Origin of the sequence: Novosphingobium sp., from assembly GCF_027489515.1 — a bacterium.
Classification (GTDB): domain Bacteria; phylum Pseudomonadota; class Alphaproteobacteria; order Sphingomonadales; family Sphingomonadaceae; genus Novosphingobium.
Window position 1 is genome coordinate 95149 of record NZ_JAIXZS010000015.1, and the last position, 22877, is coordinate 118025.

Here is a 22877-nt window from a genome sequence, read left to right on the forward strand (position 1 = left end):
GCTGCAAAAATTCAGTGAGACAGCGCCAGGGCGGCCGGCGCCTTGTCCGGATAGACTTCATGAAACGCGGCCTGCACCGTGGCAAGCCCGTCTGTCAGGATCTGCCAAGCGGTCTTGCCCTTGATGTTGGGAATATCAGCCCGCGCGCCTTTTGCGGCCAGCACGCGCAGCATCGCGGGAAGTTCTGCGAAGAACGGGCCGCCTGCCAGCATGTGCAGCGCGGTCGTCTTGTCCTTGTCTGCCACGTTGGCATCGCCGGCGAGGTCCAGCGCAAGGCCGAGCGCGGTTGCATTGCGCCCCTGCACTGCCGCGAGCACCAGATTGACGCCCGCGCCATCGACAAAGTGCTCATCCGCCCCTGCGCGCACAAGCTGCCACATGACATCGGCCTGCCCCGCCTTCGCCGCCGCCATCAACGCTGTCGTCGGCTGGACAGGTGGTGGCGGCATGCCGAAATTGGCCTCGGTCACCCAAGTGATTTTCGAGGGGCCGGAGAGTGCGTCGACGTCCGCCCCGCGCTCGAGCAGCGCCGCGACCAGCGTGCCCTGCCCGGCAGCGGCGGCGACATGCAGCGGCCGCAGCCCCTGACGGTCCAGTTCGGCAACATCACCGCCGCCCAGCCGCACCAGCTCTTCGGCTGCGGCCCAGTTCTTCTGATAGAGCGCCATCTGCAAGGCGCTGGTATTCTCCGGCCCGCGATGCTTCACATCTGCCCCCGCCGCAATCAGTGCCGAGGCGACACTGGCCTTGCCGCTCGCCAGCGCAAAGAACAGCGGGGTGAAGCCGTTCGGTGTCTCCCGGTTCACCCCCGCGCCGGCTGCGATCAGCGCCGAAACCGCATCGAGCTTGCCGGCCGAAGCCGCCCACATCAGCGGCGTCTGCCCTCGCGCGTCAACGCTTTCGACCGCCGCGCCGCGTGCCAGCAGCGCGCGCACCGCGTCCGCTTCGGCAAACCGCGCGCACATGGCGAGCGGCGTGATCGCATCGGCATTCGCCTGATCGACCGGCGCGCCCGCCGCCACCAGCGCGGCCACGATCGCGCCATTGCCGCGCTCGCAGGCCAGCAGAAGCGGCGTCACCCCCAGCGCGTCGGCGCGGTCTACCCGCGCACGGGCCTTGAGCAGCACATCGACCAGCGCCGGGTCCTGCGTCTCGACCGCGCGCGCCAGCGGCGTCTCGCCATATTCGAGCACGGCATGGGCAGATCCGCCATGCGCGATCGCGGCGGCCAGTGCTTCGGCATCATCCTCGGCAATCGCCCGCGCGATCTCGTCCGTGCCATGCGCCCTGGCCGGCAGCGGCAAGAGCGCGAGCAGCAGCGCCGCGATCCTACGCATGGGCCAGTCCCGCCAGCGGCGCGGTGCTGTCGCCGAACTTCGTGGCTCGCACATCGAGCAGTTGGAGCCCCGCGAGGAGCAGGTTCGACATTGTCGTGCCCTTGTCCACGGCCAGATGCCGTCCGCCCTGCACGAGGCCGCCCGCCACGATCACCGGCAAGTCCATGAAGTCATGCTCGTTGGAATCGCCGAACGCCGACCCGCGGATCACCAGCGTCGTATCGAGGAGCGATCCCGCGCCGTCCTTTGTCTCCTTCAGCCGCTTCAGCGCATAGGCGAAGAATTCCATATGATAGCGGTTGATCACCGCGAGCTTGGCCATCTTGTCGGCGTTCTTGCCGTGGTGGCTGAGCATATGGTGCGAATCCGGCACACCGATCTCGGGATAGGTGCGGTTCGAGATCTCGCGCCCCAGCATGAAGGTGGCGACCCGCGTCAGGTCGGCCTGCATGGCGAGCACCTTGAGGTCGATCATCAGCCGCACATGCTCGGCAAAGTCTGCGGGGATGCCCGCCGGCTGCGCGAACGAGCCCGCCTCCGCTTGCGGCCCCGCCGCCGCGCGCTGGATGCGCTTCTCGATCGCGCGCGTCGCGTCGAGGTATTCATCGAGCTTGCGCTTGTCCTCCGCGCCCAGCCGGCCCGAAAGCCGCGCCGCGTCCTCGCGCACATAATCGAGGATCGAGGCCTGCTGCCGCGCCTGCGCCAGCCGGCTCGCGGGATCGAGCGCCTCGCCATCGCCGAACAGGCGCTCGAACACGTCGCGCGGATTGGCCATGACTGGCAGCGGCACCGTCGGCGTCAGCCATGAGATGCCGTTGGTGTAGGCACACGAATAATTGATGTCGCAGCTGCCCAGGAGGCTTGCCTGATCGATCCCCAGTTCAAGGCTCGGAATCGTCGTCGTCTCGCCCAGATGCGCGGCAAAGACCTGATCCATCGAAACGCCGCAGCGGATGTCCGGCCCTTCCGTCTGCCGCGCATGCGCACCCGTCAGAAACGCCGGGCAAGATCGCCCATGCCCTGCAGGTCTGTCACCGAAAGCCGCTGCCTGTGGATGCCCCAGCCCGCTCACCACCACCATATCGCTGCGGAACGGCTCCATCGGCGCAAGTGTCGGTGGCAGCGCAAAGTCAGCCCCCGTCGTGGCAGGCCGATAGGCGTCCATCGTCATGCCATTGGGCGTGTAGAACACCGAAAGCCGCTTGGGCCGTGCAGCCGCGTCCGCCGCGCGCGCGGCCGAGATCATTGCTTCGAGGAACGGCAGCGCCATCGTGGTGCCAAGCCCGCGCAGCACGGTGCGGCGGCTGAGCGCAGGGCGTTTCACGATCATCGATGCGGTCTCCATCCGCTCACGGCGAGTGCGACGTTGGTCGGCGGCGTCGGCACCCGGCGCAGGGTGAAGCCGGAGCTCATCACGATGCCCCTGATGATCGTCTGCACCCGCCAGTCATCCTTTGCCGCATCACGCGCAATGGCCCGCACCGCCGGCATGTCCTGCGGCCCGAGCCCGCGCCCCAGTGCATAGGTCATCAGCCGCTCGGTAAACGCCCGCGCAAACTCCTCTCGCCGATCGAGCAGGATCTGCTGCAGGCCGGTGAACCCCTTGAACGCTGTCCCGTCTGCCAGCACCGCGCCCGCATCGATCACCTGCCCGGCATCCTGCGCGCGCCATGCGCCGACGGCATCGAAGTTCTCCAGTGCGAAGCCCAGCGGGTCCATCCGCTGGTGGCACGAAGCGCAGGCCGGATTGGCACGGTGCAGTTCGAGCTGCTCGCGCGCGGTGAGCAGCCTGCCGTCATGCTCGGTCTTGAGGGCGGGAACGTCGGCAGGCGGCGGTGGCGGCGGCGAGGCCAGCATGTTGTCGAGGATCCACTTGCCGCGCTTCACCACCGAAGTCCGGTTGCCATAGCTCGTCACGGTGAGGATGCTTGCCTGCCCGAGCAACCCGCCGCGCGGGATATCCGCCCCCAGCGAAACCTTGCGGAATGCCGGCCCGCGCACGCCGTCGATCCCGTAATGCCGCGCCAGCCGCTCGTTGAGGAAGGTGTAGTCCGCGCGGATGAAGTCGGTCACCGGCCGGTTCGCGGCTAGCACATGGCCAAAGAACATCCGCGTCTCGGTCGCCATCGCGCTCCTCAGCGGCACATCGAATTGTGGGAATTCGTTGATGTCCGGCCGCTGCTGGTCGAGGTTGCGCAAATAGAGCCACTGCCCGGCAAAGTTCTCGGTCAGCGCCTCGGCGCGCCGGTCCGCCAGCATGCGCGCAATTTCCGCAGCGAGCACGACCGGCTGGTGCAACTTGCCTTGCCCTGCCAGCGCGAGCAGTCGCTCGTCTGGGATCGAGCTCCACAGAAACAGCGAAAGCCGCGTCGCCAGATCATAGTCGGATATGTGCTGCGCACTGCCGGCAGGGCCCGCGACCGGCGTCTCGACCGCGAACAGGAAGCGCGGGGAAACTAGCAGCGCCTCGATTCCCGCCTCAACGCCGCTTTCAAAGCCGCCCGCCGCACGCTCGCTCTCGTAAATCTTTAGAAGCGGCGCCAACTCCGCCTCGCTCACCGGGCCGCGCCATGCCCGCCTTGCAAGGCTCCCGAGGATACGCCGCGCGCAAAGCGCTTCTTCCACCGTCCGCTTGGGCTGGCAGACAAACACCGCCTTGCGGCTCGCGAGGTCGGCATTGCCTGCCGCATCGAATGGTCCTGCCACGTCCAATTGCAGCACATCGCGCGGGAAATTGTGCTGCGAATAGCGCGGATGGACGCGGAACGAAGGGACAGTCAGCGTCCCCGCGCGCGCGCCATCGACCCAGACGTCAAGCGGCAGATCGACCGGCTTTTCGAGCGGAAGCGGCACGTAGTCGGTCGTGTTGCGCACGACTTGCACGGCCTCGTCCGGCCAGGTCTGCCGCCGGAACGACACCGCCACGCTGTGCACCCCTGCCTTCATCGGCACGCGAAGCACGAAGCGGTCTTCGGCCAGCCGGTCGCTCTCGTTGTTGGTGTTGGAATTGAGCCAGACCGCGACATCGTAGGCCCCGTCCCAGCGCGCGGTATAGCGCACCGCCGTTCCTCCGCGCGAACCGAGCGGCAGGTCAGCCCCGGCGCGCTCGTTGAAGGCAGGAATGCCCGAATTCATCACCGAGCCGTCCTTGGCCACCTGCCAGCTCGTCACGAAATCGCGCTTGGGCACAAGCCCCGTGGCCAGCCGCGCCGCCTTGCCCGCCACGGCGACATACCGCTCCATCAGGGTGGGGGAGACGCTCAGAACATCGGCGATGTTATCGAAGCCGAAGCCCGAATTGTCCGGCGGCAGCGCGGCGGCGAAATCGCCTTCCACGCCCAGCAGATCGCGCACTGCATTGGCATACTCGCGCCGGTTGAGCCGCCGCACCGGCGCCGCGCCCGGATCGGGGTTCGCCATGACAAAGCGCGCACGCCCTTCATCGAGCCAGTTCACGAAGTCCGCCCGCAAGGCTGGTTCAGGCTGCTTCTTGCTATGCGGCGGCATCTCGCCCGCCGCGACGCGCCGCAGGATCTTCTCCCAGGTCTCGGCATTGCGGCCTGTGGCAATATCGTCCGCCTTGAGGCCCTCGACAGAAAGCCCCGCGACGTGATCGAAATCGTTGTGGCAGCGCGAACAGTAATCGGCGAGCATCGGCTCGACCAGCTCGGCGCGACGCTCCTCCAGCGCGGGCGCGGAAGGCGGCACGGCGGTCACGTCAGCGGCGGCATAGAGGCACGATCCCGAGACCAGCGCGCTCAGCGCCAGCACTCCGCGCCCGAAGGAAATCCGCCGCAAAGCCTCGACCAAATGCCCGCCCCTGAACCAGTGCCGCGTCGCCAGCTTACACCAGCATGACAACAAGGCCACTGCCCTATCTACCGCAGTGCAGCACGTCCATTGCCATAATCCGGACAGGCAATCGCGCTTTTGCGCGCGGGGTGGCGCGCCGACATCCCCAAACCATTTTCCTACATGGCGCATTGCAGCTATCTGGTCCGGCGCCCCCACCTCTCCCGGAAAGGACGCTCTCACCATGACCACCCGGCCCATCCCCGCCGCGCCGCGCCGCTACGTGGCGCTGGCGCGCCCGACCTTTCTTTACGTGATGTATGCGATGATCCTCTGGGCCATCCCGCTCGGCCTGCTCGGCGCCGTCCACCCCGCAGCCGCGCGCGCCATGATCGGGGCGATGACGGCCTATCTCGCCGGCCTGCCCGAGCCGCTTTATGCGCTCTTTGGCACAGCCTACCTCGGCTACACAGCAGCCCGCCAGTGGGGCAAAGCCAGGGGCACGGATCGGTAAAACACACCTGCGTGGTTAGTTTCGGGTAATGTTTACCTGATATGACGCTGGGCAGCATGAAAGCACATCGCCTCTTTCTCGCCCAGCGCCCCCAGCCGCGCCGCCTGGCCCTGGCCGGCAGTGCCGCCGTGTTTGCGCTGCTGCTCTCCGGCTGCGACGTCGACCGGGTCAACGCACTCGAGGAGCGCGTGACGGCGGTCGAGGCCAAGGCCGATGCGGCCGAGAAGAAGGCCAAGGCGGCCGAATCGCTTGCCGCGACCAACCAGCCGCAACCGATCGCACAGCCGGAACCCGTCGTGCAGAGCAACGACAATCCCGATGGCGACGATCCCGCCGCCTCGGTCGACGATGGTGGTGATCCGCCCCCGCCGCCGCCGATGGCCGATAACGGCAAGGGTTGATCGCGCCGTCCGGTTCGGGCGGGCTTGCCTCGGCAGGCCCAAGCTCTATCAGAGCCGGATACAGCGCAATTGCCTCTGCCGGAGCCTGCCATGCCCGAGACTGTCTTCGTCCTCAACGGCCCCAATCTCAACCTGCTCGGCACGCGTGAGCCGGAGATCTATGGCTCGGCCACGCTCGATGATATCGCCGGCATGCTGGAAGACCGCGCGCGTGAACTGGGGCTGGAGATCGATCTCAGACAGTCCAACCACGAGGGCCATCTTGTTGATTGGCTTCACGAAGCGCAGGCGGTCGGCGCCAAGGCCGTACTGCTCAATGCCGGCGCCTTCACCCACACCAGCGTGGCGCTCCATGATGCGATCAAGGCCATTCGCACGCCGGTGATCGAAGTCCACCTCTCCAACCCGCACACGCGCGAGGCGTTCCGCCACAAGTCCTTCGTCGGCATGGCCGCCAAGGCGACGATCGCGGGCTTCGGCCCCCTCAGCTACCTCCTCGCGCTCGAAGGCGCGTACCGGCTCTGAATGGCCCTTGCGGGCGTTTTCCACGCCGCCCGCGCCGGTTTTTCTTGCCTCTGCGCAGCGCGGCGGGCATGGAACCCGCTTTCGATACGTATACCCGCGAGGACAAGATAATGGGGCAAGACCGCGGCGACGAGAGCGCCAAGATGGCCATCGACAGCGCATTGGTGCGCGAACTGGCCGAACTTCTTTCCGACACCGGCCTGACCGAGATCGAAGTCGAGGACGGCTCGCGCAAGATCCGCGTCGCCCGCACGATCACCGCAGCACCGGTCATGAGCTATGCGCCCGCCCCTGCCGCCGCACCGGCTCCGGCTGCGGCACCCGCCGCGGCGGCCGAGGCTCCTGCCGCGCCTGCCGCCGAGACCCACGCCAATGCGCTGCGCTCGCCGATGGTCGGCACGGCATACCTCACCCCCGAACCCGGCGCCGCACCGTTCATCACCGTCGGCTCCACGGTCAAGGCCGGTGACACGCTGCTCATTGTTGAGGCGATGAAAGTGATGAACCCGATCACCGCGCCCACCGGCGGCAAGATCACCGCGATCCTGGTCGAAAACGCGCAGCCGGTCGAGTTTGACCAGCCGCTCGTCGTCATCGCCTGAGCGCGCGTAAACCATGGCCATTTCCCGCCTGCTGATCGCCAACCGCGGCGAAATCGCGCTGCGCATCCACCGCGCCGCGCATGAAATGGGGATCGAGACGGTCGCGGTGCACTCCACCGCCGATGCCGATGCCATGCATGTGCGCCTTGCCGACCACGCGGTCTGCATCGGCCCGCCGGCGGCGAAGGACAGCTATCTCAACATGGCCGCGATCATCTCCGCGGCCGAGATCACCCATGCCGACGCGATCCACCCCGGCTACGGCTTCCTTTCGGAGAACGCCAAGTTCGCCGAGATCGTGGAGGCCCACGGCATCACCTGGATCGGCCCCAAGCCCGAACATATCCGCACGATGGGCGACAAGATCGAGGCCAAGCGCACCGCTGGCGCTCTCGGCCTGCCGCTGGTCCCGGGCTCGGACGGCGCGGTTTCCGATATCAAGGAAGCCAAGGAAATCGCCGACGCCGCCGGTTATCCGGTAATCATCAAGGCCGCTTCAGGTGGCGGCGGGCGCGGCATGAAGGTCTGCAACGGGCCCGACGAGCTCGAAACGCTGATCCAGCAGGCCGGCAGCGAGGCGAAAGCCGCGTTTGGCGATGCCACCGTCTACATCGAGAAGTACCTCGGCAATCCGCGGCACATCGAATTCCAGGTCTTCGGCGATGGCAACGGCAATGCCATCCATCTTGGCGAGCGCGATTGCTCGCTCCAGCGCCGCCACCAGAAGGTGCTGGAGGAAGCCCCCTCCCCCGTCATCTCCGCCGCCGAGCGCGACCGCATGGGCGGCATCGTCGCCAAGGCCATGGCCGACATGGGCTATCGCGGCGCGGGCACGATCGAATTCCTGTGGGAAGGCGGCGAGTTCTACTTCATCGAGATGAACACCCGCCTGCAAGTGGAACACCCCGTCACCGAAGCAATCACCGGCGTCGACCTCGTGCGCGAGCAGATCCGCATTGCCGATGGCAAGCCGCTTTCGGTCAAACAGGAAGAGATCGAGTTCAAGGGCCACGCAATCGAGTGCCGCATCAACGCGGAAGACCCGTTCAACTTCACCCCCTCGCCCGGCCTCGTCACCAGCTACCACGCCGCGGGCGGCATGCATGTGCGTGTCGATAGCGGCCTCTATGCCGGCTACCGCATCCCGCCCTACTATGACTCCATGATCGCCAAGCTCATCGTATCGGGCCGCACCCGCGAAGGCTGTATCATGCGCCTCAAGCGCGCGCTGGAAGAGATGGTCATCGGCGGGGTGAAGACTTCGATCCCCTTGCACCAGAAGCTGCTGACTGACCCCAAGTTTCTCGATGGGGACTACTCGATCAAGTATCTGGAGCAGTGGCTTTCGGAAGCGGGCTGAACGTCAAGGTCCTCCCCATCTCCATTTCGTGAAGGCGGGGAGGATCAAAGACCGCCAGCAGTCCGTAGCGTCAGCCGGATCAGCTCGAACTCGCCTGGCTTGAGCGCGGCGTAGCCTACCTCAAGTTGCACCAGTCCCTGGTCAAGCTCTGCCTGCATCGTGGTGTCGAGCCCGCAGCGGCAAAGGAAGGCGAGTTCCGGCTTGGCCCCCTGCAACGCCCCGTCCTGCCAGAGCGAGCGCATGAAGCTCTCAACCGCGAGGCGCAGTCTTGCCCACAGCGGCGCACCGTTCGGTTCGAATGCTGCCCATTGTAGTCCTGCGACAAGACTGCGCTCGATCATGAGCGCCAGCCGCCGCACCGAGACATACTTGCCGCTCGGCGCCGTGCTGGCAGACGAGAGCAGCGTACGCGCGCCTCCCACCTGCAAGCCCCGCCCCGAAAAGCTGCGCAAGCTGTTGATCCCCAAAGGGTTGAGCACCTCCTGCGCCGCCGTGCCAATCATCAGCTCCAGGCCCGTCACGCCTTGCAGTGTATCGGCCGGCGCCTTCCACACTCCGCGATCGCGGTCGATCCGCGCATAGATCCCTGCCAAGGTGCCGCAGGGCCCCAGCGCTATGTTACCCCCTTGCGGCGCCGCCACGAGCACGCGCGGAAAATAGACGGCCGCGTGGCTGATACCATCCCCCAGCGCCGCAATACCGCCCCGCCGCCAGGCGATTATGCCCGCCTGATCCCGCGCATCCGCCGGCGGATCGAGCACCAGAAAGGCCCGCCGCTGCTGCACCAGCGCGAGCAGCGCGCCGACCGTGTCTGCATGGGCCTGGGCGGCCATAGCGGCGAGATCGGGGGCACAAAGCACATCGAACCCGTCCACCAGCGCGGCGGTGGCGGCAACATCCGCGATGGCGGCACCCGGCGCCGTGCGGCATACCCGCGCTTCGAACCCGCCATTAGTGAAGAACTGGCGTACCTGCAGGCTGGTCGGGAACGCCGTATCGCAAGCCCCAAACAGTGCCTCGAACTCGATCTGACTGCGACAGATGGCGGGCTGGGCAATCGGCCCCTGCGGCAGGGCACCGACAAAAGCGGCAATCCCGGTCGGCACTTGCGCGATGCGGGGCGACAGCGGCGCGGCTTCCTCGATATAGACCTCGGGAGATGGCATGGCGGCAGTCTCCTTGGCGAGAACCGCATGGTACCTCGCAAGCCGCCCCTGCGGCAACCGGGAATACCCCTCCGTCAGCCCTGCTGGCTGACACCTCCCCGTTTGCACTTCGTGAAAACAGGGAGGACGAAGTGCTGCCTAGCAGTATGGGTCTCGGGCATGATACAAGCACGGAAATGCAACGACGCGCCGCTCTTCTGCATAGGCTAACGCCATGGGTTGGCCTTGGCATTGCCTCAATGGCAATGGCACCTGCGGGCACATCTGCTCACCCAACCACGTCTCAATACTCCGAAACCCGATGTGGTGGAGTTTCAAACAATTGGCTTAGAACAACGCTGGCTTCACCTGACGAGGGCCTTGTAGACTGGGGCGTCAGCAATCTTATTCTAATCGACGGCAAGAACATTAAATGGAATCACACGGTAATTAAGGAGTCCAGGGCACTCAGGCTGATTGCCGCAGTCGGAGCATTAACCCCCGCTCCTCTCACCGAATTGCGAATTCGGGCCACTGCGGACTGCGCGCTGGTGCAAAAGATTCGGGCTACCTTGCAGCAAACAGTTAACTGCTCCGAAAAATGCATCGAATACTCCGATGCGGAGTGGACGGCGAGGTACAAAGCTCCACCACCTCCCCCTCGTCGCCACCACACGCACAAATAGCGGCCCCCTAAACCCGCCCCTCGATCGCGTCCCAGATCATCCCCGCCGTATCGGTCCCGTTGAACCGGTCGATCGCCACGATCCCCGTCGGCGAGGTCACGTTGATCTCGGTCAGCCACTTGCCGCCGATCACGTCGATGCCGACGAAGATCAGCCCCAGCCGCTTCAGTTCCGGCCCCAGCGCCGCGCAGATTTCCTGCTCTTCCGGCGTCAGCGCAGTCTTCTCGGCATAGCCGCCGACCGCGAGGTTGGAGCGGAACTCGCCCTCGCCCGGCTTGCGGTTGATCGCGCCCGCGACTTCGCCGTCCACCAGCACGATGCGCTTGTCGCCCTCGGTCACTTCGGGGAGGAAGGCCTGCACCATGTGCGGCTCGGGCCAGGTCTGGTTGAACACTTCGAGCAGCGCGCCGAGGTTCTCGCCCTCTTCCGAAACGCGGAAGATCGCCTTGCCGCCGTTGCCGTGGATCGGCTTCACCACCACCGCACCATGGCGCTTCTGGAAGGCGCGCACTTCTTCCACCGAACGCGTCACCAGCGTCGGTGGCATGAAGCGCCGGTAGTCGAGCACCATCACCTTCTCGGGCGCATTGCGCACGCTGCGCGGGTTGTTCACCACCAGCGTCTCGCTCTCGATCCGCTCGAGCAGGTGCGTCGCGGTGATATATCCCATATGGAACGGCGGATCCTGCCGCATCAGCACCACATCGATATCGCGCCCGAGATCGAGCCGCCGCGCCTCGCCCGCCTGGTAATGATCGCCCGGCACATGCTGCACCGTCACCGGCACCGCGCGCGCCGTCAGCCGGTCGTTCTCATCGAGCGAGAGCGCGCCGACGTCATAATGATACAGCTCATGCCCCCGCGCCTGCGCCGCCAGCATCAGCGCGAACGAGCTGTCGCCATTGATATTGATCGAATGCAGCGGGTCCATCTGGACGGCAACGCGAAGGGTCATGGGCCAGTCATTCCATTAGCGGGCGGGTCCGTGATCGCCCGCAGCCGCGCCTTAATGCTGTTTGCTCCGGTTTGCGACCATGAAAGCACCGTGCCCGGTCGGCGTGTCGTCCGGCACCGCCAACATGCAAAGGGACCAGACCACATGCGCAAGACCCTCACCGCTATCGCCTGCACCGCTGCCATCCTCGGCTGGACCGCCAGCGCCACCGCCAACCCCGATCAGCACCCGACCGAGCACCCCAAGGACGGTGAGCACAAGGACGGTGAGCACAAGGGCGGCCACGACGGCGACCACAAGGATGGCCATGGGGATGGCGAGCACAAGGACGGCCACGGCGCCGGTCATCCCAGCCACTGAGCCCTTACTTTACGCGCCGGGTTGCCAGGCATTGGTGATCCGGCGCGGCCAGGTTCCGGGCGCGATGAGGATCACGTCAATCCGCACATCGTCGCCCGGTCCGGCAAAGCGCGGCGCCAGTGCCTCCGCCGCCCGCGCCACGCGCCGCAGCCGCCGCGCATCGATCGCCTGATCAAGCGCCGCCTGCCCCGACCGCCACTTTACCTCGACAAACACCACCGTGCGCCCCTTGCGCGCCACGAGATCGACTTCGCCCGCCCCGACCCGCTGCCTCCGCGCCAGAATGCGCCATCCGCAGAGCCACAGGTACCACGCTGCAAGGTTCTCCCCGCGCCGCCCCTGCCGCTCGGCCTCCTGCCGGCTCACCCCTTCAGTTCTCCGCGGAGCTCCAACGCCCGGGCATAGAGCGCCTTCCGATCGAGCCCGTGCTTCTTGGCCACCTGCGCCGCTGCCTTGGAAACCGGCAGATCGGCCAATGCCGCTTGCAGCTCGGCATCCACATCGGCTTCGTCCGGCGTCTCCGGTGCCCCCGGCGGCCCTGCCAGCAGCACGATCTCGCCCTTCGGCGGATGCGCCGTATAGTGCGCCGCCAGCTCCTGCGCTGTCCCTGTCCGGCATTCCTCGTGGAGCTTGGTGAGTTCGCGCGCGACGGCAATCTCGCGCCCCGGCAGCACGCGCCCCATCGCCTCGAGCGAGGCGACAAGCCGCGGCCCCGTATCGTAGAACACCAGCGTCGCCGGCACGGCCGCCAGTTCGGCCAGCACATCGCTGCGGGCCTTGTCCTTGTTTGGCAGGAAGCCGGCAAACAGGAAGCGGTCGGTCGGCAACCCAGCCAGCGTCAAGGCTGCGATGAGCGCGCTCGCCCCCGGGATTGTCGTCACCGCGATGCCGCGCGCGCGCGCCTCGCGCACCAGCCGGTAGCCTGGATCAGAGATCAGCGGGGTCCCCGCGTCCGAAACCAGCGCCACGGCCCCGCGCGTCATTTCGCCGAGCAGCGCCTCACGCGCCGCATCGCTCGCGTGATCGTCATACCGCCGCAGCGTGCGCTTGATTCCAAGGTGATGCAGCAGCCCCCCCGTCACCCGCGTGTCCTCGCAAGCTATCACCGAACAGCGCGAAAGCACGTCGATTGCCCGCCGACTGACGTCACCGAGATTGCCAATCGGAGTCGCGACTATATAGAGACCGGGGTCAAGTAAGGGCGTAGTCATGCGCAGACCAATGGACCGGCGACCAGGGAGCGGCAAGCCAATGATGATCGTAAGCGGGTGGGCAACAGGCGGGAACCTGCGGCGCTGGATCATGTGCGGGGCGCTTTCGCTGCTTGCGGGCTGCGCCGTTATCCCGAAGCCGACCGAAGCACCGCCGCCGCCCAAGCCGGTGGAGGTGACGCCCGATGCCAATGTTCTGCCCACCGATGCAGACCGCCACCGCGTCGCGCTGCTCGTGCCGATGAGCGGACCCAACGCGCCCGTAGGCATGGCGATCGCCAACGCAACTACGATGGCTCTGCTCGATACCAATGCGCAGAACGTGCGCATCACGACCTACGACACCGCGCTCGGCGCCGGGCCTGCCGCCAACAAGGCGATCCTTGATGGCAACCGCCTGATCCTGGGGCCGCTACTGGCTGATGAGGTGGTCGCTGTGGCCAGCGTTGCGCGCCCCGCCAAGGTGCCGATGATCACCTATTCCAACGATGCGACCGTGGCTGACCGCGATGTCTTCGTGCTCGGCCAGGTACCCGCGCAGGCCATCGCCCGCGTGGTCGGCTTCGCGCAGGACAAGGGCATCAAGTCCATCGGCGCGATCATTCCGACCGGTGCCTACGGCCAGCGCGTGTCTTCCGCGCTGATGGTCGCAGCGCGCTCGCGCGGGCTGACGGTGACCACGATCGAGAGCTACGATCGGTCCAACACCTCGGTCTCCAGCGCCGTGCGCCGCGTCCTCGCCAAGGGTCCGGTCGATGCGCTCCTGATCGGCGATAGCGGCCGCATCGCACTGATGGCCGCGCCTGCCGCTGCCGGAACGCAGCTTCTTGGCACCGAGCTGTGGAACGGCGATGCCTCGATCGCAAAGAGTCCCTCGATGCGCGGCGCCTGGTTTGCCGCCGTCTCCGACAGCCGCTTCGGCCGGTTCGAACAGTCCTACCGCACCCGCTTCGGCGCTGCTCCCTCGCGGCTTGCCACGCTGGGCTACGATTCCGTGCTGCTCACGCTCAATGTGGCGCGCGGGTGGAAGCCGGGCACGCTGTTCCCCACCGGCAAGCTCTATGTGCGCGACGGCTTCGTCGGGCTCGATGGCGTGTTCCGCTTCGAGGCCAATGGCGTCGCCGAACGCGCGATGGAAGTGCGCGAAGTGGGCGCGGGCACCTTCGTGACGGCGAGCCCGGCCCCGGCCAAGTTCAATCCCTGAGGCGGTAAAGCCCACAAAACCCCGGGATAAGCGCACCACCCCCATTGCCGCGGGAATCGGCCATGTTCTATAGCCGTTCCCATGTCTGATGACCTGTTCGACAAGCTGCCCGCGCGCAGCGCCGAGGAAAGCTACGACGGTTCGGCCATCGAGGTGCTGGAGGGGCTCGAACCCGTCCGCCGCCGCCCCGGCATGTACATCGGCGGCATCGACGAGCGCGCGCTTCATCACCTCGCCGCCGAAGTGCTCGATAACGCGATGGACGAGGCTGTCGCCGGCCACGCCAACCGCATCGAAGTCACGCTGGAGGAAGGACCTCCCGGCACCGCGGGCAAGATCACGATCACCGACAACGGCCGCGGCATGCCGGTGGATGAGCACCCGAAGTATCCCGGCAAATCGGCGCTCGAAGTCATCCTCACCATGCTCCATTCGGGTGGCAAGTTCTCCGGCAAGGCCTATGCCACCTCGGGCGGCCTCCACGGCGTCGGCATCTCGGTGGTCAACGCGCTCTCGGTGCTTACCCGCATCGAAGTGGCGCGGAACAAGGAGCTTTACGCGCAGGAGTTCTCGCGCGGGCTGCCGACCACGAAGCTGGAGCGCATTGGGGCGGCGCCAAATAGGCGCGGCACCACCGTCACCTTCATTCCCGATGGCGAAATCTTCGGCGAAGACGCGCGTTTCAAGCCTGCCCGCCTGTTCAGGCTTGTCCGCTCCAAGGCCTATCTCTTCGCCGGGGTCGAAATCCGCTGGAAGTGCGCGCCTACGCTGATCGCGGGGACGGACATCCCGGCCGAGGCCGTGTTCCAGTTCCCCGGCGGGCTTGCCGATCACCTTGCCGAGCAGGTTGCTGGGCGCGAATGCGTCACCAGCGTGCCCTTCACCGGCAGCCAGGACTTTCCGGCCGGTCCGGGCGGCGAAGAAATGGGCCGCGCTGAATGGGCGATCGCCTGGCCGCTTTGGTCGGACGGCTCCTACAGCTGGTACTGCAACACCATCCCCACACCCGATGGCGGCACGCATGAAGCGGGCCTGCGCGCCGCGCTCACCAAGGGTATCCGCGCGTTCGGCGAGCTGGTCGGCCAGAAGAAAGCCAAGGAGATCGCGCCGGAAGACATGCTCACGGGCAGCGAGATCATGCTCTCGGTGTTCATCCGCGATCCCCAGTTCCAGAGCCAGACCAAGGACCGGCTGACCAGCCCGGAAGCCGCGCGCATGGTCGAATCTGCGATGCGCGACCATTTCGACCACTTCCTCACCGACAACATGGATCGCGGCAAAGCCCTCCTCGGCGCGGTGATGGAGCGCATGGACGAGCGCCTGCGCCGCAAGGCGGAGCGCGAGGTCAAGCGCAAGACCGCGACCAATTCGCGCAAGCTGCGCCTCCCCGGCAAGCTCACCGATTGCAGCGGCGAAGGCAGCGGCGAGACCGAGCTGTTCATCGTCGAGGGCGACAGCGCGGGCGGCAGCGCCAAGCACGCGCGCGACCGCAAGACGCAGGCGATCCTCCCCATCCGCGGCAAGATCCTCAACGTCGCAAGCGCCAGCGCCGACAAGATCCGCGCCAATGCCGAAATCGCCGACCTCGCGCTCGCGCTGGGCTGCGGGATGCGCAAGGACTGCAACGCTGACGCCCTGCGCTATGACCGGATCATCATCATGACCGACGCCGACGTCGACGGCGCGCATATCGCCACCTTGCTGATGACGTTCTTTTTTCAGGAAATGCCGGAGATCGTTCGGCGCGGGCACCTCTACCTCGCCCAGCCGCCGCTCTACCGCCTCACCAGCGGCGCGACTTCGGTTTACGCCAAGGATGATGCGCACCGCGCCGAGCTCGAAGCCACGAAGTTCAAGGGCAAGAAGGTCGAAGTGGGCCGCTTCAAGGGCCTTGGCGAGATGAACCCGCAGCAATTGCGCGAGACGACGATGAACCCTGCCTCGCGCAGTCTCATCCGCATCACCCTGCCGCCCGAATACGAAGGCCGCGCCGCGGTGAAGGACCTCGTCGACCGCCTCATGGGCCGCGACCCCGCGCAGCGCTTCATGTTCATCCAGAACCGCGCGGGTGAGCTCGATCCGGAACTGATCGACGCGTGAGCCAACCCGCTACTCACAAGCTAGGCCAGTTCACTGTTGGCCGCATGGGCTACGGCGCCATGCAGCTCGCCGGCCCAGGCGTGTTCGGCCCCCCGCGCGATCTCGCCGAATGCATCGCCGTGCTGCGCGAGGCGGTGGAGAGCGGCGTCAACCACATCGACACCAGCGATTTCTACGGCCCCGAAGTCACCAACAAGCTGATCCGCGAGGCGCTTGCCCCCTACCCCGATGGCCTCGTCCTCGTCACCAAGGTCGGCGCGCGGCGGGGCTCCGATGCCGCGTGGATCATGACGCCCGAGCCCAGCGCGCTCGTCGAACAGGTTCATGGCAACTTGCGCAACCTCGGTTTGGAGACGCTCGATGTCGTCAACCTGCGCATCGGCCATGCCTTCGGCCCTGATGACACGAGCCTTGCCGAACGGTTCGGCGCGCTGCGCGATCTTCAGCAGCAGGGCAAGATCCGCCATATCGGCCTCAGCAACGTCACCGCTGCCCAGATCGCCGAAGCCCGCGCCATCGGCGAAGTCGCCTGCGTGCAGAACGCCTACAACCTCGTCCAGCGCAGCGATGATGCCCTGATCGACATGCTTGGCGCGGACGGCATCCCCTATGTTCCGTTCTTCCCGCTCGGCGGCTTCTCCCCGCTCCAGTCCGAGGCACTGAATGCCCTTGCCGCACGGCTCGGCGTCAGCGCGATGCAGCTCGCGCTCGCCTGGCTACTTCACCGCGCGCCCAACATCCTGCTGATCCCCGGCACCTCCTCACGCGTGCACTTGCGCGAGAACCTGGCCGCCACCGACATCGCACTCTGCGCCGAAGACATGGCCGCGCTTGATGCCATCGGCGCACCTGCCACCTGAATTTTAACCACCCCCTGCGGGTTTCACCCTAGCCCGCGCCAAACGCCCTTGCAGCCACCCCGCGCCTAGAACGGACGCGCTATCCGCCGCGCAGTCCCGCGTGGCGGCAGATACGGGCTCACTCGGCATGGATTATCTCAGGAACGCTCCGATCGGACGCAAGCTCGCGCTGATGTTCGCGGTGCTCTCGCTGGTCGTCGTCGCCGCCATCGGCACCATGGTCTGGCGCATGAGCGCAATGCGGGCCTCCGAGATCGAGGTTGCGCAGGACCATGTCCCCCAGGCGCTGTCAGCCGACAAGGTCAACATTGCCATGGCCGAGTTCGAGAACGCGCTGCGCGCCCACCTGCTCGCGGCCGATGAATACGAGCGCGCCGATGCCGAGGCCGCTATTGCCGCGAACCAGAAGGTCATCAGCACGCAGACGGCCGCGTTCGAGGCCACTGATCTCGACGACAAGGAAAAGTCGTACCTCAAGGCCTTCAAGACCGGCTGGCAGCAGATGAGCCAGGATACCAGCCAGATCATCCAGCTCTCGTCCGAGGGTCGCACTGCTGAAGCGCTGGCTCGCCTCGCCACCTCGAGCGAACCGGTCGAGGCGACCACCAAGGCGCTCAGCGACCTTGCGACCTACCAGCGGCGCCATATCGATGAAGCCGGCCACGAGGCCTCCACCTCCTATGCCGTCGCGCTGTGGACCGGCATTCTGGCCGCACTGCTCCTGCTGGGTACGCTCGGCGGTATCTATCTCATGATGGTCCGCCTCGTCGCCCGCCCCGTCGGCCAGATCACCCATGCAATCCAGGATCTCGCCGATGGCCGTCTCGATGGCTCGCTGCGCCTTGCCGATACGCAGGACGAAGTCGGCGCACTTGGCCGCGCCATGCGGGCGCTGCAGGATCAGCTTGTCCGCGCCGAAAAGAGCAAGGCCGAGCAGGTCGAACTCATCGTCAGCACGCTCGGCGCGGCGCTCGCGAAGTTCAAGGAAGGCGATCTCGGTGCGCGGGTCACCTCCGCGCTCGAAGGCCCCTTTGCCCGCCTCAAGACTGATTTCAACGCCATGGCGAGCGAACTCGAGCAGGTCATCGGCTCGGTCGCCGGCACGGCCAGCGGCGTGCAGACCGGCTCGACCGAGATTCGCGCCGCTTCGGACGATCTCGCCAGCCGCACCGAGCAGCAGGCCGCCAGCCTCGAATCCGCGGCCAACGCGATGCGCGAAGTCACCGCCAAGGTCGAACAGAGCGCCCAGAACGCCGGCGCCGTGCGCGAGACGATCGTGCGCGCCACCCAGCGCGCCAACGAAGGCGGCGATGTCGTCAAGCGCGCGGTCGGCGCGATGGACTCGATCGTCGACAGCTCGAAGCAGATCACCCAGATCATCGACCTTATCGACGGCATTGCCTTCCAGACCAACCTGCTGGCGCTCAACGCCGGGGTCGAGGCTGCCCGCGCCGGCGAAGCCGGCCGCGGCTTCGCGGTCGTCGCCAACGAAGTGCGCGCGCTCGCCCAGCGTTCGGCAGAGGCTGCGCGCGATATCAAGGGCCTCATCAGCGGCAGCGCGCAGCATGTCGAGATGGGCGTCCATCTTGTCGGCGAGACGGGCGAGGCGCTTGATGCGATCATCACCCAGGTCGGCGAGATCGGCGCGCTGGTTGAAGGCATCGCCACTGCCGCAGTCGATCAGGCCGCCAGCATATCCAAGGTCAACGTGACCATGAGCGAACTCGACCGGATGACCCAGCAGAACGCTGCGATGGTCGAGGAAAGCGCCGCAGCCTCGCGCAATCTTTCGGGTCAGGCCGCCAATCTTGCCAATCTCGTCGCGCGCTTCCGGGGCGCGGGGATCAGCGGCTCGGCTACCACGTTTGCCGCCCCGCCGCCGCCGCTGCGGCACACGCCGCCTGCCGTGGCCCCGGCCCCGCGGGCGATTGCCGCTGCCGCGCCCGCGCCGGTCCACGGCAATCTTGCGATCGAGCTCGACGAGGACAACTGGTCCGAATTCTAGCGCAGAACCTTTGGGTCTCGCGCCTTGTGCGAAGGCGCGTGGCCCCGGCCGGTCAGGTCCCCTAGTCCTGGCCGGCCACCCCATCATCGCGCTTCGCCGCCTTGAAATCGAAGCGGATGCGCACCCACGCGCCCACTTGCGCTTTGCCGTCCACGCGCGGCGGGCGGACTAGGAACTGCCACGCTGCCTGCCGTAGTGCGCGCGCCAGACCCGAACCGCGCGGGCTTTCGTCCACCTCGCGGCAATCCTCGACATGGAACCGCTCGACCGTGCGGCAGATGATCATCGCCCAATCGCCTGCCCCGCCGCCGCGCGCCGCGCCCATATAGGGCGACATTTCCGCCCGCGTCGGCTCGCGGTACCATTCGGCGTTGTAGACGCGGGCACCGCCCGGGCCATCGCCGGTCCCTTCAGCATTGCCACCTCCGCCCGCCGATGCTCCGGCCTGTCCACCACCGCCAGCGGGCTTGATCCGGCTGATATCGGCCTTGGCAATGTCCTCGCGGCTGAGCTTGATAAAGCCCGGCGGCCATTCAACCTGGTTCTTGCTCGGGATTTCGACGCGCGGGGGGAGCTTAGGTGGCGGCGTCGTCACCGTCTGCACCTGCTCCTGCTTCACGTCCTGCTTGGGCGCGGCTTTCTGCTTTTCCTTCTCCGCAGAAGGCGGGGCGATGTTGATCGCCACCAGTTGGCCGCCTGCCGGGCCGCCGTCGCCCGTCACGTTGCTCATGATAATCAGCACGAATACGAGGAAAACGCCGACCACCAGCGCAAGCACGAAGGAAACGGCCCGGTCACGGCGCGACGGTGCGTAGCGCGCGGGGCTGACGGCGGGAGCGGATCGCATCGCGCCTCGCCTACACGCGCGGGCGGGGAGCGGCAACGCCCTGCACTGTATCAGTCTGTCGCGAAAGGTCGGTTTGACCGTCCCGTGCGATCAGCGACGGCGATTGCTTTGTGGCGGACAGTTTCATACCCTCCGCGGCAAGGGCCGATGGGGCACGCCGCGATGGGCGCAAGTCTGCTACCGCCGGTCCGCTTGGGGGAAACGGATGTCTGATCACCTGCCACTGCGCCGGATAATGCCTGCCATCCTTGCCTTGGCCCTTGGCTCGCTTGCACCGGCAGCGCCCGCCTTCGCGCACGAGATCGGCGATTGGGTACTTGCCCCCTGGCGCGACAGTACGCAGACCTTTCCCGGCGTGGTCGTCGGCAAGAACGGTTCTGCGCTCACCATCCAGTTCGACGATGGCACCCGCGAGACCCGCATCAGCAGCGAAGTGCGCGCGTTCGACTGGCGCGTGGGCAGCGTGATCGAGTGCCAGTGGCGCGATGGAAACTGGTACAGCGCGACAGTGCGGTGGCTCGCGAGCGACGGGCTCACCATGCAGGTCCGCTATAATGATGATGGCACCGTCGAACGCACCACGACGGGCAAGTGCCGTAGTCCGAATTGAGAGGGGTGCGCCTGCTCACCACTGAAACTCTTGCCTGCCCGGCGCAAGGACCCTACGGTCTAACCGCTCGGTTAAGACCGGCCCCCGCAACGTGATGGTATACAGGGACAGGACATGCGCTTCGAAGGCACCAGCAATTACGTCGCCACCGATGATCTCAAGGTGGCAGTCAACGCCGCGGTGCTGCTGCGCCGTCCGCTGCTGGTGAAAGGCGAGCCCGGCACCGGCAAGACCGTCCTCGCGCATGAGATCGCCAAGGCTGTCGGCGCGCCGCTGATCGAATGGAACGTCAAGTCCACCACCAAGGCGCAGCAGGGCCTCTACGAATACGATGCGGTCGCCCGCCTGCGCGATGGGCAGCTCGGCGATCCGCGTGTGCACGAGATCTCCAACTACATCCGCAAGGGCAAACTGTGGGAGGCCTTCACCTCGCCGCAGCTCCCCGTCCTCCTGATCGACGAAATCGACAAGGCCGATATCGAGTTCCCGAACGACCTCCTCCAGGAGCTCGACCGGATGAGCTTCGACGTTTACGAAACGCATGAGACGATCGCCGCCAAGGAGCGCCCGATCGTCGTCATCACCTCGAACAACGAGAAGGAACTGCCCGACGCGTTCCTGCGCCGCTGCTTCTTCCACTACATCAAGTTCCCTGATCGGCAGACGATGCAGTCGATCATCGACGTCCATTTCCCCGGCATCCAGAAGACCCTTGTCAGCAAGGCAATGGATATCTTCTACGAGGTCCGCGAAGTCCCCGGCCTAAAGAAGAAGCCGAGCACCTCGGAACTGCTCGACTGGCTCAAGCTGCTGCTGAACGAGGACATGCCGCTCGACGTCCTCCAGAACCGCGATCCCACCAAGGCGATCCCGCCCTTGCACGGTGCGCTGCTCAAGAACGAGCAGGACGTGATGCTGTTCGAACGGCTGGCCTTCATGGCGCGACGGCCTTCGAACTGAGAGGCAGCGAGAGGAGACCCCGGATGGCGGGAGGGCGACACATGCTTCGGCTCGTCGCTTGTCTGGTGGCCACTGCTGGCATTCTTGCGAGCAGCACGGCAGTATTGGCGAAGACGCCGCCGGGATCGGCCGAGCAACCCTGCAAATGTGAGCACGTCACGTCCCCGTGCCTTTCGCCAATGGCGCCTGAATCCAAGGAGTTCAAGCAGACATTCGAAGTGCGCGATGTGCGTCTCTATCTGGCCGACTCTACCGGCGGCAGATACTACGCCGAGTATCAGGCGTGTGTGGTGACAGACACGACTTCGGTCAAATCCGTGTCGGTTCGCGCGATGTTGATCGACCAGCAAGGGCGGAACATAGCCACCACAAATGGCACGGTTAATGTCAATCCAAATCCGAGTAATGATATGCCGCAAGGGGCGCCCGCCATCGTTGCTTCGTGGACAGGCCGCACCCAGGGCGCCATGACGGCAGCTGAATGGCAGAACAAGTCATCGTCGATCATCATTGTCGTGGATTGGACCGACAAGGACAGCGGCAAACATCAGGATAGCTTCTATCTGCCCTATGTACTGGCTCAGCCTCGCCCGCAAAGCTGAGCACGGAGTGGAGGCGCCCGCCTAATCCCGCGGCCCGAGCTGCTCCAGCTCCACCTCGGCATACATCCGCTGCACCGCCGGCCGCGCCTTGATCTGCTCGATCCAGCGCACCAGCCCCGGCGTCTTCTCTTTGTTCACCAGCTCGGCGAAGCCCACCTGCATCCCGTTGGCGATGGCGAAGTTGCAGATATCCGCCAGCGTGTATTGCCCCGACACCAGCCATTCATGCTCGCGCAGATGGGCATCGAGCCGTTCGACCGAATAGGCGATCTTGCGCATTTCCTCGTCGAGCATGTCCTGCGGAAAGCCCTCGCGTGCGCGGCGCCACTTCACCTGCTGCTCGACCACCGGAATGGCCTTGACCTTCTCCTCGAACTCCTCGTCCGAAAGCCCCTTCACCATGTTGCCCACATAGCGGTGCCAGCCGATGGTCGAGACGCACCAGCAGAAATACTCGTCCACCCACTTGGTCCAGACCCGCATCTGTGCCTTGCCGAAGGACGTCGCCGGCCGCAGCTTGACCTCGGTCGGGTACTCGTCCTCCAGATACTCGCAGATCACCGTGCTCTCGGTGATGACATGCGCGCCGTCCACCAGCGCCGGCACCTGCCCCCGCGGGTTGATCGCCTTGAACCAGTCGGTATGGTGTTCGAACTTTGCCGGATCGAGCCGGTTCTTCTCGAAATCGAGGCCCTTCTCATAGAGCGTGAGCAGCGGCTTCATCGAGTTGGCAGCGGGTCCGAAACTGTAGAGCTTGAGCATGGTTTTGGGTGTCCTCTCCGGTTGCCTGCAGCCTACAAA

21 protein-coding genes and 1 pseudogene are annotated in these 22877 nt (G+C 66.1%); 13 read left to right on the top strand and 9 right to left on the bottom strand.

The window, feature by feature from the left end:
- Window positions 1-11: 11 nt before the first annotated feature.
- Genes Q0082_RS01730 through Q0082_RS01740 form a run of 3 tightly spaced genes read right to left on the bottom strand, consistent with a single transcriptional unit; the run spans window position 12 to window position 5108 of the window.
- Window positions 12-1337, bottom strand: coding sequence for an ankyrin repeat domain-containing protein (locus Q0082_RS01730; protein ID WP_298189181.1), 1326 nt, complete (start codon window positions 1335-1337; stop codon window positions 12-14).
- On the bottom strand, window positions 1330-2667 hold the full coding sequence (locus tag Q0082_RS01735) for a DUF1552 domain-containing protein (RefSeq protein ID WP_298189183.1): 1338 nt from the start codon (window positions 2665-2667) through the stop codon (window positions 1330-1332). The genes Q0082_RS01730 and Q0082_RS01735 overlap by 8 nt, the downstream gene beginning before the upstream one ends.
- Window positions 2664-5108 carry a DUF1592 domain-containing protein gene (locus Q0082_RS01740; RefSeq protein ID WP_298189184.1) on the bottom strand — a complete coding sequence of 815 codons (2445 nt, stop codon included), beginning with the start codon at window positions 5106-5108 and terminating at the stop codon, window positions 2664-2666. The genes Q0082_RS01735 and Q0082_RS01740 overlap by 4 nt, the downstream gene beginning before the upstream one ends.
- Window positions 5109-5409: 301 nt before the next feature.
- Here Q0082_RS01740 and Q0082_RS01745 point away from each other — a divergent pair.
- The 5 genes and pseudogenes from Q0082_RS01745 to accC all read left to right on the top strand — a co-directional run.
- Window positions 5410-5643, top strand: a pseudogene (locus Q0082_RS01745) (3TM-type holin); the annotation flags it as partial.
- 56 nt (window positions 5644-5699) lie between these two features.
- Window positions 5700-6044, top strand: coding sequence for a hypothetical protein (locus Q0082_RS01750; RefSeq protein ID WP_298189185.1), 345 nt, complete (start codon window positions 5700-5702; stop codon window positions 6042-6044).
- Between the two features lie 90 nt (window positions 6045-6134).
- Window positions 6135-6569 carry a type II 3-dehydroquinate dehydratase gene (gene aroQ / locus Q0082_RS01755; RefSeq protein WP_298189186.1) on the top strand — a complete coding sequence of 145 codons (435 nt, stop codon included), beginning with the start codon at window positions 6135-6137 and terminating at the stop codon, window positions 6567-6569.
- 143 nt (window positions 6570-6712) lie between these two features.
- Complete coding sequence (gene accB / locus Q0082_RS01760) at window positions 6713-7171, top strand: acetyl-CoA carboxylase biotin carboxyl carrier protein (protein WP_298189254.1); 459 nt, start codon at window positions 6713-6715, stop codon at window positions 7169-7171.
- Window positions 7172-7184: 13 nt separating this feature from the next.
- Window positions 7185-8531 carry an acetyl-CoA carboxylase biotin carboxylase subunit gene (gene accC, locus Q0082_RS01765; protein WP_298189187.1) on the top strand — a complete coding sequence of 449 codons (1347 nt, stop codon included), beginning with the start codon at window positions 7185-7187 and terminating at the stop codon, window positions 8529-8531.
- A 44-nt stretch (window positions 8532-8575) separates the two neighbouring features.
- Here accC and Q0082_RS01770 read toward each other — a convergent pair whose 3' ends face one another.
- Window positions 8576-9697 carry a phage tail sheath subtilisin-like domain-containing protein gene (locus Q0082_RS01770; protein WP_298189188.1) on the bottom strand — a complete coding sequence of 374 codons (1122 nt, stop codon included), beginning with the start codon at window positions 9695-9697 and terminating at the stop codon, window positions 8576-8578.
- A 672-nt stretch (window positions 9698-10369) separates the two neighbouring features.
- A complete protein-coding gene (gene gshB / locus Q0082_RS01775; protein ID WP_298189189.1) occupies window positions 10370-11317 on the bottom strand; it encodes a glutathione synthase in 948 nt (315 codons plus the stop codon).
- 144 nt (window positions 11318-11461) lie between these two features.
- Here gshB and Q0082_RS01780 point away from each other — a divergent pair, with 144 nt between their 5' ends.
- Window positions 11462-11677 carry a hypothetical protein gene (locus Q0082_RS01780; RefSeq protein ID WP_298189191.1) on the top strand — a complete coding sequence of 72 codons (216 nt, stop codon included), beginning with the start codon at window positions 11462-11464 and terminating at the stop codon, window positions 11675-11677.
- Between the two features lie 9 nt (window positions 11678-11686).
- Here the strand turns inward: Q0082_RS01780 and Q0082_RS01785 are convergent, their stop codons facing one another.
- Window positions 11687-12043, bottom strand: coding sequence for a YraN family protein (locus Q0082_RS01785; protein WP_298189193.1), 357 nt, complete (start codon window positions 12041-12043; stop codon window positions 11687-11689).
- Window positions 12040-12888: a 16S rRNA (cytidine(1402)-2'-O)-methyltransferase gene (rsmI, locus tag Q0082_RS01790; protein ID WP_298189194.1), complete on the bottom strand. Its 849-nt coding sequence runs from the start codon at window positions 12886-12888 to the stop codon at window positions 12040-12042. Before rsmI ends, Q0082_RS01785 begins: the two co-directional genes overlap by 4 nt.
- Before the next feature lie 40 nt (window positions 12889-12928).
- Here rsmI and Q0082_RS01795 point away from each other — a divergent pair, with 40 nt between their 5' ends.
- The 4 genes from Q0082_RS01795 to Q0082_RS01810 all read left to right on the top strand — a co-directional run bounded on the left by Q0082_RS01795 (window position 12929) and on the right by Q0082_RS01810 (window position 19057).
- Window positions 12929-14092: a penicillin-binding protein activator gene (locus Q0082_RS01795; protein ID WP_298189196.1), complete on the top strand. Its 1164-nt coding sequence runs from the start codon at window positions 12929-12931 to the stop codon at window positions 14090-14092.
- 81 nt (window positions 14093-14173) lie between these two features.
- Window positions 14174-16192 carry a DNA topoisomerase IV subunit B gene (locus Q0082_RS01800; protein ID WP_298189197.1) on the top strand — a complete coding sequence of 673 codons (2019 nt, stop codon included), beginning with the start codon at window positions 14174-14176 and terminating at the stop codon, window positions 16190-16192.
- On the top strand, window positions 16189-17052 hold the full coding sequence (locus tag Q0082_RS01805) for an oxidoreductase (RefSeq protein ID WP_298189198.1): 864 nt from the start codon (window positions 16189-16191) through the stop codon (window positions 17050-17052). The genes Q0082_RS01800 and Q0082_RS01805 overlap by 4 nt, the downstream gene beginning before the upstream one ends.
- A gap of 100 nt (window positions 17053-17152) precedes the next feature.
- Window positions 17153-19057, top strand: coding sequence for a methyl-accepting chemotaxis protein (locus tag Q0082_RS01810; RefSeq protein ID WP_298189200.1), 1905 nt, complete (start codon window positions 17153-17155; stop codon window positions 19055-19057).
- 61 nt (window positions 19058-19118) lie between these two features.
- Here Q0082_RS01810 and Q0082_RS01815 read toward each other — a convergent pair whose 3' ends face one another.
- Window positions 19119-19904 carry a hypothetical protein gene (locus Q0082_RS01815; RefSeq protein ID WP_298189201.1) on the bottom strand — a complete coding sequence of 262 codons (786 nt, stop codon included), beginning with the start codon at window positions 19902-19904 and terminating at the stop codon, window positions 19119-19121.
- Window positions 19905-20109: 205 nt separating this feature from the next.
- Here Q0082_RS01815 and Q0082_RS01820 point away from each other — a divergent pair, with 205 nt between their 5' ends.
- The 3 genes from Q0082_RS01820 (at window position 20110) to Q0082_RS01830 (ending at window position 22076) form a co-directional block, all read left to right on the top strand.
- Window positions 20110-20514, top strand: a complete 405-nt coding sequence (locus Q0082_RS01820) for a hypothetical protein (protein ID WP_298189202.1) — start codon at window positions 20110-20112, stop codon at window positions 20512-20514.
- A 114-nt stretch (window positions 20515-20628) separates the two neighbouring features.
- Window positions 20629-21474 (top strand): MoxR family ATPase, encoded by an 846-nt coding sequence (locus Q0082_RS01825; RefSeq protein WP_298189204.1) that lies wholly within the window; start codon window positions 20629-20631, stop codon window positions 21472-21474.
- Between the two features lie 41 nt (window positions 21475-21515).
- Complete coding sequence (locus Q0082_RS01830) at window positions 21516-22076, top strand: hypothetical protein (protein WP_298189205.1); 561 nt, start codon at window positions 21516-21518, stop codon at window positions 22074-22076.
- A 21-nt stretch (window positions 22077-22097) separates the two neighbouring features.
- On the opposite strand, the gene Q0082_RS01835 is transcribed toward Q0082_RS01830, so the two are convergent.
- Window positions 22098-22838, bottom strand: coding sequence for a glutathione S-transferase family protein (locus tag Q0082_RS01835; RefSeq protein ID WP_298189206.1), 741 nt, complete (start codon window positions 22836-22838; stop codon window positions 22098-22100).
- Window positions 22839-22877 lie beyond the last annotated feature (39 nt).

What these genes read in the sequence shown, in the direction of transcription:
- Q0082_RS01730 (WP_298189181.1), bottom strand. Translation starts at nt 1,337, where the DNA reads ATGCGTAGGATCGCGGCGCTGCTGCTCGCGCTCTTGCCGCTGCCGGCC.
- Q0082_RS01735 (WP_298189183.1), bottom strand. Translation starts at nt 2,667, where the DNA reads ATGATCGTGAAACGCCCTGCGCTCAGCCGCCGCACCGTGCTGCGCGGG.
- Q0082_RS01750 (WP_298189185.1), top strand. Translation starts at nt 5,700, where the DNA reads ATGAAAGCACATCGCCTCTTTCTCGCCCAGCGCCCCCAGCCGCGCCGC.
- aroQ (WP_298189186.1), top strand. Translation starts at nt 6,135, where the DNA reads ATGCCCGAGACTGTCTTCGTCCTCAACGGCCCCAATCTCAACCTGCTC.
- accB (WP_298189254.1), top strand. Translation starts at nt 6,713, where the DNA reads ATGGCCATCGACAGCGCATTGGTGCGCGAACTGGCCGAACTTCTTTCC.
- accC (WP_298189187.1), top strand. Translation starts at nt 7,185, where the DNA reads ATGGCCATTTCCCGCCTGCTGATCGCCAACCGCGGCGAAATCGCGCTG.
- Q0082_RS01770 (WP_298189188.1), bottom strand. Translation starts at nt 9,697, where the DNA reads ATGCCATCTCCCGAGGTCTATATCGAGGAAGCCGCGCCGCTGTCGCCC.
- gshB (WP_298189189.1), bottom strand. Translation starts at nt 11,317, where the DNA reads ATGACCCTTCGCGTTGCCGTCCAGATGGACCCGCTGCATTCGATCAAT.
- Q0082_RS01780 (WP_298189191.1), top strand. Translation starts at nt 11,462, where the DNA reads ATGCGCAAGACCCTCACCGCTATCGCCTGCACCGCTGCCATCCTCGGC.
- rsmI (WP_298189194.1), bottom strand. Translation starts at nt 12,888, where the DNA reads ATGACTACGCCCTTACTTGACCCCGGTCTCTATATAGTCGCGACTCCG.
- Q0082_RS01795 (WP_298189196.1), top strand. Translation starts at nt 12,929, where the DNA reads ATGATGATCGTAAGCGGGTGGGCAACAGGCGGGAACCTGCGGCGCTGG.
- Q0082_RS01800 (WP_298189197.1), top strand. Translation starts at nt 14,174, where the DNA reads ATGTCTGATGACCTGTTCGACAAGCTGCCCGCGCGCAGCGCCGAGGAA.
- Q0082_RS01815 (WP_298189201.1), bottom strand. Translation starts at nt 19,904, where the DNA reads ATGCGATCCGCTCCCGCCGTCAGCCCCGCGCGCTACGCACCGTCGCGC.
- Q0082_RS01820 (WP_298189202.1), top strand. Translation starts at nt 20,110, where the DNA reads ATGTCTGATCACCTGCCACTGCGCCGGATAATGCCTGCCATCCTTGCC.
- Q0082_RS01825 (WP_298189204.1), top strand. Translation starts at nt 20,629, where the DNA reads ATGCGCTTCGAAGGCACCAGCAATTACGTCGCCACCGATGATCTCAAG.
- Q0082_RS01830 (WP_298189205.1), top strand. Translation starts at nt 21,516, where the DNA reads ATGCTTCGGCTCGTCGCTTGTCTGGTGGCCACTGCTGGCATTCTTGCG.
- Q0082_RS01835 (WP_298189206.1), bottom strand. Translation starts at nt 22,838, where the DNA reads ATGCTCAAGCTCTACAGTTTCGGACCCGCTGCCAACTCGATGAAGCCG.